This window comes from Pseudoclavibacter endophyticus, from assembly GCF_008831085.1.
Taxonomy (GTDB): Bacteria; Actinomycetota; Actinomycetes; order Actinomycetales; family Microbacteriaceae; genus Pseudoclavibacter; species Pseudoclavibacter endophyticus.
In genome coordinates this window covers 325,516-338,637 of record NZ_WBJY01000004.1, presented here as the reverse complement: position 1 = coordinate 338,637, position 13,122 = coordinate 325,516, and the positions used below count along the sequence as shown (strand labels likewise).

Annotated in this window: 11 protein-coding genes; all 11 read right to left on the bottom strand. The window is 69.7% G+C overall.

The features are described from left to right. Nucleotides 1-64: 64 nt before the first annotated feature. The 11 genes from F8O04_RS14465 to F8O04_RS14415 all read right to left on the bottom strand — a co-directional run bounded on the left by F8O04_RS14465 (nt 65) and on the right by F8O04_RS14415 (nt 12,993). A complete protein-coding gene (locus F8O04_RS14465) occupies nt 65-1,195 on the bottom strand; it encodes a regulatory protein RecX (RefSeq protein WP_188726488.1) in 1,131 nt (376 codons plus the stop codon). Nucleotides 1,196-1,332: 137 nt separating this feature from the next. Then, nucleotides 1,333-2,481 carry a recombinase RecA gene (recA, locus tag F8O04_RS14460; protein ID WP_158030087.1) on the bottom strand — a complete coding sequence of 383 codons (1,149 nt, stop codon included), beginning with the start codon at nt 2,479-2,481 and terminating at the stop codon, nt 1,333-1,335. A gap of 282 nt (nt 2,482-2,763) precedes the next feature. Beyond that, nucleotides 2,764-2,991 (bottom strand): DUF3046 domain-containing protein, encoded by a 228-nt coding sequence (locus tag F8O04_RS14455; protein WP_158030086.1) that lies wholly within the window; start codon nt 2,989-2,991, stop codon nt 2,764-2,766. A gap of 175 nt (nt 2,992-3,166) precedes the next feature. After that, nucleotides 3,167-3,499, bottom strand: coding sequence for a helix-turn-helix domain-containing protein (locus F8O04_RS14450; RefSeq protein WP_158030085.1), 333 nt, complete (start codon nt 3,497-3,499; stop codon nt 3,167-3,169). 273 nt (nt 3,500-3,772) lie between these two features. Continuing rightward, nucleotides 3,773-4,303, bottom strand: coding sequence for a CinA family protein (locus F8O04_RS14445; RefSeq protein WP_158030084.1), 531 nt, complete (start codon nt 4,301-4,303; stop codon nt 3,773-3,775). Next, nucleotides 4,300-4,905 carry a CDP-diacylglycerol--glycerol-3-phosphate 3-phosphatidyltransferase gene (gene pgsA, locus F8O04_RS14440; protein ID WP_158030083.1) on the bottom strand — a complete coding sequence of 202 codons (606 nt, stop codon included), beginning with the start codon at nt 4,903-4,905 and terminating at the stop codon, nt 4,300-4,302. The genes F8O04_RS14445 and pgsA overlap by 4 nt, the downstream gene beginning before the upstream one ends. Nucleotides 4,906-5,032: 127 nt before the next feature. After that, a complete protein-coding gene (locus F8O04_RS14435) occupies nt 5,033-7,996 on the bottom strand; it encodes a DNA translocase FtsK (protein WP_158030082.1) in 2,964 nt (987 codons plus the stop codon). Nucleotides 7,997-8,326: 330 nt separating this feature from the next. Further along, nucleotides 8,327-9,553, bottom strand: coding sequence for an acyl-CoA dehydrogenase family protein (locus F8O04_RS14430; RefSeq protein ID WP_225735107.1), 1,227 nt, complete (start codon nt 9,551-9,553; stop codon nt 8,327-8,329). After that, nucleotides 9,550-10,440, bottom strand: coding sequence for an amidohydrolase family protein (locus tag F8O04_RS14425; protein WP_158030081.1), 891 nt, complete (start codon nt 10,438-10,440; stop codon nt 9,550-9,552). The genes F8O04_RS14430 and F8O04_RS14425 overlap by 4 nt, the downstream gene beginning before the upstream one ends. Continuing rightward, the gene (locus F8O04_RS14420; RefSeq protein ID WP_188726489.1) at nt 10,437-12,071 is read right to left on the bottom strand and encodes an AMP-binding protein; all 1,635 of its coding nucleotides are present in this window, start codon (nt 12,069-12,071) and stop codon (nt 10,437-10,439) included. Before F8O04_RS14420 ends, F8O04_RS14425 begins: the two co-directional genes overlap by 4 nt. Nucleotides 12,072-12,084: 13 nt before the next feature. Next, nucleotides 12,085-12,993, bottom strand: coding sequence for an SDR family oxidoreductase (locus F8O04_RS14415; RefSeq protein WP_158030079.1), 909 nt, complete (start codon nt 12,991-12,993; stop codon nt 12,085-12,087). Between the last annotated feature and the right edge of the window lie 129 nt (nt 12,994-13,122).

The following is a 13,122-nucleotide window of genomic DNA, read 5'->3' as shown; positions in this document are numbered from 1 at the left end:
CGTCCGGCAGAAGCTTCGCGCGGCCGGCCCGCGCCGCTCGGCGGACCGAGGCAGCCCACGTCGATTACTCGTCCGCGTTGCCGAAATAGACGCCGCTCACGCCTGGCCGGGCGGTCCCACGGGTCGGCCCCGGGGTCCCCGGGCGATCGAGCGCGTCGAGCGCGTCGTTGGCTGCGATGAGGGCGACACCGGAACCGAATCCGCGCCGCTGCAGGAATCCCATGAGGCGACGCATCGCCGTGTCGCGGTCGTGGCCTCGCAGGCGCTCGGCACGCGATGCGGCGAGACTCGCGGCGCGATTGAACTCATCGTCGCGTTCGCGGCCCTCGAGCGCCTCGGCAATGACGTCATCGTCGAGAAGTCGGTGGCGCAGCTCACGCCGAACGCCCTCGATGCCCTTCCCTTTGCGGTCGAGGAGCTTGTCGGCGAGGGTCTCGGCCATGCGCACGTCGTCGACGTAGCCGAGGTCCGCGAGCCTGTCGAGCAGCCCCTCGACCGACTCGTCGTCAAGCAGATCGTCGCTCGCCAACTCACGTCTGAGCTCCTCGCGGGAGCGATCAGCGCGACGAAGTCGGCGGAGAATGCGGTGCTCGGCCGCCTCGACGGCCTCTTCTGTCGTTAGGGTCAGTGGCGCCTCGCCATCCGCTGCTTCGACGTCACGACGGTCTGTCGATGCCCGAGCGGCCCGGGCGCGGGCATCTCGAATCGCGTTCGGCTGGCGTGCTGCGGGATCGTCGCCAGGCGTCGTCGCACGTTCGCCGCGCGTCGGGGATGGCACTCGCAGCAGCCCCGGGTGTGGCTCCGACTCGGCAGCGGCAGCGGGGGCGGCCACCTCCTCGCGGCGGCGGTCAACCTGTCGCGCGATGAATCGCTCCGCGGTATCGGCGCTCGGCCCCGCACCAGGGCCTCGACGCGAGTCACCGGCGCCGAAGACAGCCGTGACGCTCGGCGCTGCCTGCGCACGAGGCTCGCCTGAACCGGCCGAGGGACCGGGCTCCTCGCTCAGCGTGGAACACGTCGTGGCCTCGGCCCCTGCGGGCTCGGTCTCGCCGTCACCGCGCTCGCGCGCCTCCCTGCTGCCGCGCTCCCCTGCCGCCGAGTTCGCCGGGGCCGATGCGGGGGTCAGGCGCCATGCCGAGAGATCGGTGACTCGAGCGAGGTGTTCGTCGTGCGGTTCGTCGTTGCTCGTGGTCATCCCCGTGCTCCTTTCGCCGTCGCGGTCACGTCGGTCGAACGAGACCTGCGCAGGGTGGGCGAGGCGGGGCGGCCGCGAGCGTGGGATTCGCGACCGCCCCGCGGTCATATTGGCGCCGCGGTGGACACCACGCTGGGTTACGCCCCGCGACGCTGCTCGAGGGACTCGAGGTTCGCTAGCCCAGGAGCCGCCTGTGCCTTGCCCGCGGCCTTCGCGCCGCGACCCGGTGCTCCGACCGGCGCGTCGACCCCCGGCGGCTCGGCCTCGCCCGTGGCGTCGGCGTCGGTGGCACCGCCGATGCCGAGCTTCCCGAGAATCTTGCGCTCGATCTCATCGGCGATGTCCGGGTTGTTGAGCAGGAAGTTGCGGGCGTTTTCCTTCCCCTGTCCGAGCTGCTCACCGTCGTACGTGTACCAGGCGCCCGACTTCTTGACGATGGCGTGTTCGACGCCGAAGTCGATGAGCGAGCCTTCGCGCGAGATGCCGATGCCGTACAGGATGTCGAACTCGGCCTGCTTGAAGGGAGGGGCCATCTTGTTCTTGACGACCTTGACTCGCGTGCGGTTACCGACCGCCTCGGTACCGTCTTTCAAGGTCTCGATGCGACGGATGTCGAGTCGCACTGAGGCGTAGAACTTCAGCGCCTTGCCGCCCGACGTGGTCTCGGGGCTGCCGAAGAACACTCCGACCTTCTCGCGAAGCTGGTTGATGAAGATCGCCGTGGTCTTGGTCTGGTTGACGCCACCCGTGAGCTTGCGGAGCGCCTGCGACATGAGCCGTGCCTGCAGGCCGACGTGCGCGTCGCCCATCTCGCCCTCGATCTCGGCTCGGGGCACGAGCGCTGCGACCGAGTCGATCACGACGAGGTCGACCGACCCGGAGCGGATGAGCATGTCGGTGATCTCGAGTGCCTGCTCACCGGTGTCGGGCTGCGCGACGAGCAGCGAGTCGATGTCGACGCCGAGCTTGTGCGCGTAGTCGGGGTCGAGCGCGTGCTCGGCGTCGATGAACGCGGCGATGCCGCCGTTCCGCTGCGCGTTGGCGATCGCGTGCAGCGTGAGCGTGGTCTTTCCCGACGACTCCGGGCCGTAGATCTCGACGATGCGGCCGCGCGGAAGACCGCCGATGCCGAGCGCCACGTCGAGCGCGATCGAGCCTGTCGGGATGGTGTCGACTGGCGCGCGGGTGTCGCTGCCCAGCCGCATGACCGAGCCTTTTCCGAACTGACGGTCGATCTGTGCGAGCGCGGCATCGAGTGCCTTTTCGCGGTCTGCAGGTGCTGGCATGAGCGGTGTCCTTTCACACTGTGTTGGTCGCCCAAAGGCTGTCGCTCTTCCGCACCGTGCATGGCCGGTGCTGACATTCGACAGGGCGTCGGGTGATCTGTCTTCGCTCACGCTAGACAGACCCTCCGACATTGCGTCGGAGTCGAAGCGCCGCCTGTGGATGGATGCGTTTCGAACCGCACTGCACAAGCTACGCGCTTCGAAGAACTTTTCGACCATTCGTTCGGCGTGTCGAGGTTCATCAGCACGAATGAGCGTTACTGGCCGCTGGATTCTCGCCTGCTACGAACGCTTCGGGTCGAGCCGGCCGGCACCGTAATGCCGCTCGGGAGGGACGTCCATTTCGCGACAGAGGGCGAACCACACCTCACGCGGCGGGACACCGTCGCGCAGCGCGGCCGCACCCGTCCGATGCCCAACGCCGCCGAGCGCGAGGTCGCGAAGCAGCGACGTCCCGTAGACGTCCCCGAACTCCTCGGTGACCGCTCGATCGAACTCACTCCGACGCATCCGGAAAGCGTACGCGCTCACACGGGCCCGGAAACACCACGCCCGCACAGGCAGGCCGACGTCGGTCGGCGGATGGGGCGAGGGGTCCGGTGCCCCCGACAGCAGCGAGGTCCGCACCGGATCGGTGCGGACCTCGCTGGGAAGTCGATGCATGGGCCGGAGCCCAACCCGCGGGCTACGAAGCCCAGCTGGCCAGGCGGCCTTCGACCTGCCGAACCATCTCGTCGGGCACGGTGTCGGGGATGGCCGTCGATTGGGTGGCGATCGGCAGACCCTCATGCACCAGCAGGCGATCGCTCACCTGGCGGTAGATGGTCGACAGCGGCGTATCAAGGGCTTCGGCCACCGATGCCAGGATCTCGCTCGAGGCCTCCTTCTGGCCGCGCTCGACCTCGCTGAGGTAGCCGAGCGCAACAGAGGCGCGGCCGGCGACCTGACGGAGCGTGCGCCCTTTCCGGACACGGACATCCCGAAGTACCTCACCGATTTCGCGTCGTGCAAGGACCATTTCGAGACCTCCTTTCTGCAGTGTGCTGAGTACTGTACCCCACCCGTTCATTGCGGAACGGACGGAACATGAGTCATAACGACGCAAGTTGCTGTTCTATTCCCACGCCGATTGCGGCTCGCCGCCCGGGCGAACGTCGGCACCGCCCGGGCGACATCGCTGCCGCCGGGGTGCAAACCGCGCCAACCTCAGTGACACTATTCTGCCCCGTCGGACCGCCCCAGGGCTGGCAATCACCCCGAGGGCACCTCGGCACCCGCCATACGTGCCGCGCTATCGAGTTCGAGCCACGAGGTGCTCGGCGACGTTGTAGACGGCGGCCTCGACGGTCGCCGTGCGCACCCGGTCGCGGCTTGCAAGAGCGTCGGCCACGTCGACGAGCCGGGAGAAGTCGAGCCGGATCACCTGCTCGCCGAAAATCGAGTCGATACCGATGAACACGAGACCTGCGGCCTTGCCATCCTGGGCGTCCGGCCCCGCGACACCCGTCGTCGCCACCCCGATGTCCGGGCTGCCCCCGTCGCGACTCGTCGCCTCGCGCACGCCCTTCGCCATCGCGAGCGCCGTCTCGGGCGAGACCGCGCCGAACCGTTCGAGCACCGATTCCGGAACGCCGAGGAGCCGATGCTTGAGCTCGGTCTGATAAGCGACGATCCCGCCCTGCAGCGACGCCGAGATGCCAGGAACCTTCGCCAGCTCGCCCGTGAGCAGACCGCCGGTCAGCGACTCGGCGACGGCGATCGTCAGCTCGGCGTCAAGGAGTACGGTCGCGAGCTCGATGGTCTGCGGCAGAGGTGCGCTCATGAGTTTCCCTTCGTCGCCCGCCTCGGACGATACGCCTGCCACAGATAGTCCGCACCCGACACGACCGTGAGCACGAAGGCGATCGCCATGAGCGCGGTATTGATCCAGTGCATCGGTTCGCCCACGAGCGACCACAGCGGCAGCAGCGCTGCCGACAACGCGATCGCCTGCATCAGCGTTTTGGCCTTGCCGCCGCGGCCAGCGGGCAGCACGACCCGCCGCGCCTCGACGAGCCGCCACACGGTGATGCCGATCTCGCGCACGAGGATCACGATCGTCACCCACCACGGCAGCTCACCCAGGACCGACAGGGTCACGAAGGCCGCGCCCGTCAACGCCTTGTCCGCAATCGGATCCAAGAGCTTGCCGAGGTCGGTGACGAGGTCGCGCGAACGCGCCAGATAGCCGTCGAGGCTGTCGGTCGCGATCCCGGTGATGAAGATGACGGCAGCCACCCAGCGCAGCGCGCCGTCCTGCCCGCCGTCGGCCACCAGCATCCACACGAACACCGGTACGAGCAGCAATCGGGCGAGCGTGATCAGATTCGGCACGGCAAACGGGCTCGCGGGGCCCTGCCCGGCATTGAACACTCTGCCGCTCATCCGCTCTACCGCTCTCGTCTCATCCCCGTTCGCCCTCCTCGGCGCCCGCGGGATGCCGCGATGCGTCGAGACCGCCTGACACTACCGCGCGATCGGCACGTCGCGCGATGCCGCCCGTCACGGCACGTCAGTCGCGGCCGGTGAGGGCCCAGGCGTCTTCGCTGTCGGACGCCTCGACCTCTCCGACGCCATCGTATTGCGCCGCGACGGCATCGAGCGGGTCACGCTCGGCACCGGCCGGCCCGCCCTGCGCGCCCGAGGCCTCGGGGGAATCCTGTCCCCGCATCCGCGCCAGCATGCCCGGCAGCTCTTCTGCCGTGATCAGCACGTCGCGGGCCTTCGAGCCCTCCGACGGACCGACGACGCCGCGCGACTCCATGAGATCCATGAGCCGGCCGGCCTTGGCAAAACCCACGCGCAGCTTGCGCTGCAGCATCGAGGTCGAGCCGAACTGCGTCGTGACCACGAGCTCCGTCGCCGCGAGCAGCAGTTCGAGGTCGTCGCCGATGTCGGAGTCGATCTCCTTCTTCTCGATGACCGCTGCCACGTCGGCCCGGTACTCCGGCTCCGCCTGCCCCTTGACGTGCCGCACCACCGCGGTGATCTCGTTGTCGTTGACCCAGGCGCCCTGCACGCGCATCGCCTTCGAGGCACCTGCCGGGTTGAACAGTCCATCACCCTGGCCGATGAGCGATTCGGCGCCGACCTGGTCGAGGATGACCCGGGAGTCGGTCGAGCTCGTGACCGCGAAGGCGAGCCGCGAGGGAACGTTCGCCTTGATGAGGCCCGTCACGACGTCGACCGACGGGCGCTGGGTGGCGAGAACGAGGTGGATGCCGGCGGCGCGCGCCAGCTGCGTGATGCGCACGATCGAGTCCTCGACATCGCGCGGGGCGACCATCATGAGCTCTGCCAGCTCGTCGACCACGACGAGGAGGTACGGGTACGGCTTGAGGCGTCGCTTCGATCCCTCAGGCAGGATGATCCCGCCCGAGCGCACGGCGGCGTTGAAGTCGTCCACGTGCCTGAAGCCGAAGCTCTCGAGGTCGTCGTAGCGCATCTCCATCTCTTTCACGACCCACTGCAGCGCCTCTGCGGCCTTCTTGGGGTTCGTGATGATCGGCGTGATGAGGTGCGGCACGCCCGCGTACGGGGTGAGCTCGACCCGCTTCGGGTCGACGAGCACCATGCGCACCTCGCTCGGCTTCGAGCGCATGAGCAGCGACACGATCATGGAGTTCACGAAGCTCGACTTTCCCGAGCCGGTCGAACCGGCGACCAGGAGGTGCGGCATCTTGGCGAGATTGGCGACGACATAGCCGCCCTCGACGTCCTTGCCGACGCCGATCGTCATGGGGTGCGTTGACGCGAGCGCCTTCTTCGACTCCAGCACGTCACCGAGCGAGACGATCTCGCGGTCGGCATTCGGAATCTCGACGCCGATGGCGCTCTTGCCGGGGATCGGCGAGAGGATGCGCACCTGGTTGCTCTTGACGGCGTAGGCGATGTTCTTCGACAGCTGCGTGACCCGCTCGACCTTCACGCCGGGCCCGACTTCGACCTCATAGCGCGTGACGGTCGGGCCGCGCGAGAATCCGGTGACCTTGGCGTCCACCTTGAACTGGGCGAACGTCGTGTCGAGCGCCTCCATGATCGTGTCGTTCGCCTCGGTGCGCGACTTCGCCGGGGTGCCCTTCGAGAGCATCGTCGCGGTCGGCAGGCGGTACGGGTTCTCGCCGTCGGCGTCACGCGAGTCCCATGCGGCCTCGGCGGGCTGCGTCGCCTCCGACTCGGTATCGGTCTCGACCGCCTCGGGCGAAGGTGCCGGCTCATCGTGGGCGCCGTGGCCCGTCACGACGGGCGCGGTGGCGGGTGTTCCACTCCCGCCCGCGAGACCCGGTGCGGCCTCGCCGTCGTGGTCGGCATCGGCGCGCATGCCCGTCACGCCACCGACCTCGTCGGGCGACTCGACGCCGAAGAGGTCGAGCTGGTCGGTGGAGCTGTCCTCCTCCGCCGCCCGGTTGGCGGCGTTCGGCAGCACCGTGGTCGCGTTGGCTTCGGTCGCGCTGCCCCGGCCCTTGCCGGCGCGACCACGATCGGAAGCGCCGGATGCGGATCCGTCGCCCACCGCATCCGCGCCGAACAGCTTCGAGAGGCCGTCATCGGTGCCGCGCGCAGCGCCCTCGTCGACGACGGGGCTGTCGAAGGCGGGGTCGACTTCGCGACCAGTCGCGTTACGCCGCCACCAGGGCAGACCGCCATCGTCGGTTCCCTCGGCAGCGGCCGTGCGGGCCTCGCCGTCGAGCAAGCCGCCCTCGCCGGCGCCCGTACGGGCGCCGCGGGCGTGGGCCGCGGCGTCCGGCTCGATGCCGAACAGCCAGGCCCACAGCTCGCGCAGGCGCTCGCCGACCCGGAGCGGCGGCGTCTTCGTGATGACGAAGAGCGACAGCACAACGAAGAGCACCGCGATGATCGTGGCGCCGATCGCGGTCGTCAGGAACACAAGCGGTGCCCCGAACATCCACCCGAAGACCCCGCCGGCCGTCGCGAGGGCGGGCATGCCCTCGGCGGGTGCCGGCTGCTCGTTGGAGACGTGGGCCAGGGTCGCGGCCGCACTGATGCCGATGAAGAGCCCGGTCGCGATGCGGCCGTTGTCGTCCATCGACGCGGGGTGCCGGAAGAGCCAGAGCGCGAAGCCCGCGAGGATGACCGGCAGGGCGTAAGCGACCTGGCCGAACAGCCCGCCGAACGTGTAGGCGTTGACGGCCTGCGCCGCGGGCTCATGCGGCAGGAACCACACCATAACCGCGCCGCAGACGGCGAACAACAGCAGCACGAGCGGGAACCCGTCGCGACGGTCCTCGTCGGCGACGCGCTCGGGGCCCACGGCACGAGCCGCTCCGCCGACCGCGTGCGCGATACCCAACCACACGCGCTGCGCGACTCCCGGCGCGGACGCACGCTGGGCCTCGGGGAGCTTCTTCGTGCGTGGCGATGACGAAGTCGCCCCGCCCCGCGTCGAGCTCGACGCACGGCGTTTGGCGGAGGCTCCCGCGGCGGCGCTCTGTCGCTTAGGCGTGGTCGTTGGCATACCGTCACGTTAGTCACATGGGCAACGCCAGTCACGCACCTGGCGCGGGTGTCGCCCGGATCGGTCGCCGTGCCGGATGAAAGGGCAGGCGGCGAAACAGGTGCGGCTGGTGCCCCGGCGCGGAGCTGCCGCGGCGTGTCGTGCACGGGATGCACTCGGATCGACACGCCGGTCCGGCGAGCCGGATACCCCGGGCGGTCCCGTTTCCTCCGTCCCGCGGAGACAGGGCGTCAAACCGAGTGCGGCTCCTTGCCGTGCCGGGAAGATCTCACGGCGTGTCTCGCGTTCGGTGCACTCAGAATGCCAGGGGGGTCGTGTGACGGGCCCCGGCTACACGAACGCGCCGATGCCGGTCAGCTCGCGACCGACGATGAGCGCGTTGATCTCGCGGGTGCCCTCGTACGTGTACAGCGCCTCTGCGTCGGCGAAGAAGCGGCCGACATCGCGCGCGAGCGTGATGCCCTCTCCCCCGCACGTCTCGCGGGCGAGCGCGACCGTCTCACGCAACCGGTCGGCGCTCCACAGCTTCGACATGGCCGCCTGCGCCTCCGTGCGGATGCCGCGCTCGTCGAGCCCGGTCAGCGAGACTGCGAGCGCGAGCGTCGCGGTCGTGTTGCCGAGCATGCGGGCGAGCTTCTCCTGGATCAGCTGGTACGACGCGATGGGCCGCCCGAACTGCGCGCGGCCCATCGCGTAGCGGCGCGCGGCCTCGAGCGCGCCCGCCTGCATCCCCGCGGCGAACCAGACGACGTCGGCGCGCAGCGAGCCGAGTATGCGCGCGAGATCAGCGAAGGAGTCGATGCCCTGGAGCCGATCGGCCTCGCGCACCGTCACGTCGTTCAGCCGGATGTTGCTGTTGCGAACGATACGCAGGCTCATCTTGCCGGTGATCGGCTCGAGCTCCACGCCTGGCGCCGTGCGCGGCACCAGGAACACTTTCGCGCGCCCGTCGGCGGCGTCCTTCGCGACGACACCGAGCAGCTCCGAGGCATCGGCATTGCCGATCCAGCGCTTCTCCCCCGTTATGGTCCACGTCGCGTCCGGCCCGTCGCCGTGGCGTGTCGCCGTCGTCTCGAGACCGCGCGCGACATCGGACCCGTGCGCGGGCTCCGTCAGCGCGAAGCATCCGGTGAGATCGAACGACCGGATGCGCGCATCCATTTCGCGCACCTGCGTCAGCGACCCGCCCTGCCGCACCAGGGTTCGGAACATGCTGACCTGACCGCCGTAGAGCATGGCCGTGCTGAGATCGCAGCGGGCGAGCTCGAAGTTCTTGAAGCCGGTGAAGAGCGGCCGGGGATCGTCGCCGTCCCCATCGGCGAGCAACGCCGGGTCGTCCTCGAGGCGGAGGGCCGCGAGGTCGCGGCGCAGTTCGACGGGCGTGTGCGCGCGCTCCCACCAGTCGGCGAGATGCGGGCGAACGCGCTCGTCGAGGAGGGCCCGCAGCTCGGCGAGCTTCGACCGCTCGGCATCGGTGAGCGTCCCGGCGAATCCGAAGAAGTCGGCGGCCTCGTCGTCGGTCAGCGCCGCGCGGGCCGACCCAGGCGTGCCGCTCACGCCGCCCCGAGCCCGAGCAGCTTCGCGGTGTTGTCCTTCAGGATGGCCTCGAGCTTGGCCCCCTCGACCTCGAGCAGCTCGAAGTCGCGCAGCCAGCGCTCGGGCGTGAGCGCCGGGAAGTCGGAGCCGAACAGCATCTTGTGGTTGAGGTAGCTGCGCAGGGCGCGCTTGAGACCGTCACCGAAGTACTTGGGCGACCATCCGGAGAGGTCGATGTAGGCGCCAGGCTTGTGGGTCGCGACCGAGAGGGCCTCGTCCTGCCACGGCACGCTCGGGTGCGCCATGATGATCGTGAGGTCTGGGTGCCTGGCCGCGACCTCGTCGAGCAGGATCGGATTCGACAGCCCGAGCCGGAAGCCGCCCCCGCCGGGCATGCCCGCGCCCACCCCGGTCTGCCCCGTGTGCGAGAGAATCGGCAGCCCTCGCTCCTCGATCACGGAGAAGAGCGGAGCGTAGGCCGGGTCGGACGGGTCGAACGCTTGCACGGTCGGGTGGAACTTGAACCCCCGGACCCCGAGCTCGTCGGCCTGGCGGACGGCCTCCTCGATCGCCGCCTCGCCCTGCAGCGGGTCGACGCTGCCGAATGGCACGAGCACGTCGTTGTTGCGCGCGGCGCCCTCGACGATGTCGTCGATGCTGTTCGGCGCGTGATCGAGATTGGTGGTCGCGTCGACCGTGAAGACGACGGCGGCCATGCCGGCGTCACGGTAGCGCGCCGCCGTTTCATCGACGTCGATGGGCGGAGCGGAGTCGCCGAAGTAGCGGCCCATCGCCTCGATGATGCGCGTCGGCACGGCACGGCGGCCGGCCGAGTCGACCTGCACGTGCACGTGCACGTCGATGGCGCTGACGGCGGACGGATCGACGGCTGGCACGTAGCGGGTCATTGGCGCTCCTTCGTGGATGCTTCGGTGGCGTCGGCGTCGAACGCCGCGACGAGATCGCGCATTCGCCGCATGTCGATCTTGCCGTGCGGGGTACGGCCGAGGGAGTCGACGAACGCGACCAGCTTCGGTTTCTTGTAGCCGGCGATGCCTGCGTCGAGGAAAGAGGCGAGCTCGTCGCGCGTGAGTGCCGCGCCCGCTTCGAGCGCGACGACGGCGACGACGCGCTCGCCGTAGCGGCGGTCGGGCATGCCGAACACGACGGCGTCGCGCACGGCGTCGTGTTCGAGGATCGCCGCTTCGACCTCGGCGGGGAAGACTTTCTCGCCGCCCGTGTTGACGACAGAGCTGCCGCGACCGAGTAGCTCGATGGAGCCGTCGTCGAGCACCTTTGCCATGTCGCCCGGCACGACGTAGCGCAGGCCGCCGATGACCGGGAACGCTTTTCGGGTCTTCTCCTCGTCACCGTGATAGCCGCTCGGGAGCGTGCCGCGGAACGCGAGCGTTCCCGTGGCGCCGGGAGTGTCCTGCACCTCTCGCAGGTCCTCGTCGAGCACTGCCGCTCCCGGCAAAAGGCGGAACCGGCCCGGAAGGTCGTCGACCGAACGCGTCAGGTTGACGGCGAATGGCCCGCCCTCGGTCGCCGCGAGCAGGTCGAGGATCTCGAACGACCCGAGCTGGTGCAGGCCGCGCTTGACCTCCTCGCTGAAGCGCATGCCGGAGCTCATGATCGACGTCACGGTCTCGAGCTTCAGGCCGAGCTCCTCGGCCGCCTCGACGATCGGCAGGGCGACAACGTCGCCGGCCACGATGAGGCGGGTGGCGCGGTAGTCGTTCGCGAGACGCACGCCGTCGACGACGTCGAGCCGACGGCCCTCCGGGATGATGATCGAGCCGCCGATCGCGAGGGCGTTGAGCCCGTTGAACAGCGCCGTGCCATGCATGAACGGGGCGAGCGGCAGCACGGCGACGCGCGGGGTGTCGTCGCCGAGCGCGATGTCGACTGCCTCGTCGATCGTCGTCGGCGAGCGCAGGCCGAGCGACACGTAGATCGAGTAGTCCTGGATGTCCAGGATCAGCTCGGCAGGCCACACGACGGCCTTCGGCCGGCCGGTCGTTCCGCCCGTGTAGATGCGCAGCTCGCCGCCAGCCGGCGGCTCGGGCGGCAATGATCCTCCGCCCGCGACGACCTCGGCGTACGGCACCGCCTGCGATGGCGTCTCGCCGTCCCCGTCATCGACGCACACGAGCAGTGTCGGCGCGTTGGCACCCGCGAGACCCGCGGCATCCACCATGACGTCGGCGAGCGAGGACGGGAACAGCATTGCCGCCGGGCGCGAGTCGTCGATGAGCTCGGCGAGCTCGGGGGCGCGGAAGCGGAAGTTCACCAGCACGGGCGCGACGCCGCTCGCGAGGCACGCGTAGAGGCCGACGAGGTACTCGGGCCGGTTGTGCATGGCGATCATGAGGGAGTCACCCGGCCCGAGACCTGCCTCACGCAGTCTCGTCGCGAGCGCACCCGCCTCGCGGGCCAGCGTGAGGTAACTCAATTCGCGCGATCGCGTGACGACGGCGACGCGGTCGGGGTCGCGCTCGGCGATGGCCTGCCAGATCGAGGTGTAGTGCCCGTGCAAGGCTGCCTCCCGGCTAGTGCGTCGAGGGCGGACCGGAGGGCTGCGCGAGTTCGGCGAGCTGCTCGTTCCAGGCCTCGTCGATGCCCGCCGCGCTCCAGCCGCCCTCATGGTCGACAGTGCGGAGCGCCGTCGGGTGCGAGTAGAGGGTGATGCGGTCGCCCCCGATGCCGAGGGCCTGCCCCGTGACGCCCCGCGAGGCATCGCTCGCCAGCCACACGATGAGGGGCGCGACGTCGTCCGGGCTGCCGAGCGCGTGATCTCGGCGGTACTCGGCGGGGATCGGCTTGCCTGCGACGAAGTCCTCGTAGACCTGCGTGTAGGCGGGGATCGTCGCCGTCATGGGCGAGAGCGCGGTCGGGATCACGGCGTTTGCCGTGATGTTGGCACGGGCCAGCTCGAGCGACATCGTTCGGGCCATCGCGACGAGGCCGGCCTTGACCGACGCGTAGTTCGTCTGGCCGAAACTGCCGAACTGGCCGGCGGGCGAGCCGATGAGGATGATGCGACCACCCTCGCCCTGCTCGCGCATCGCGACCGCCGCAGCGCGACCGCACGTGAACGTGCCGCGCAGGTGCGTCTCGACGACGAGGTCGAAGTCGTCGTCGCTCATCTTCCACAGCACGCGGTCGCGCAGCACGCCCGCGTTGGCGACGAGCACGTCGAGACGGCCGAAATGCTCCTTCGCCGCGGCGACGAGCTCGTCGGCCGTCTCGGTCGGGCCGACCGGCGCGACGACCGCGACGGCCGTGCCCCCGGCCTGCTCGATCTCGGCGACCGTCTGCGCGGCGGTCTCACCGTTGACGTCGTTGACGACGACGGAGGCTCCTGCCGCGGCGAGGGCGAGCGCGTACGACTTCCCGAGGCTCTGGCCCGCGCCCGTGACGATGGCCACGCGGCCATCGAGGCGGATCTCACCGCTCATCGGGCGCATCCTGTCGTGAACGTGCTGACCCGGGCCTTCGCCTGCGACATGAGAGCTCCCTTGCTCGATGGATGTTCCGATAACGATGTGCGCGCGGACCATTGCGCGTCAACCGGGCTTCAGGTTACC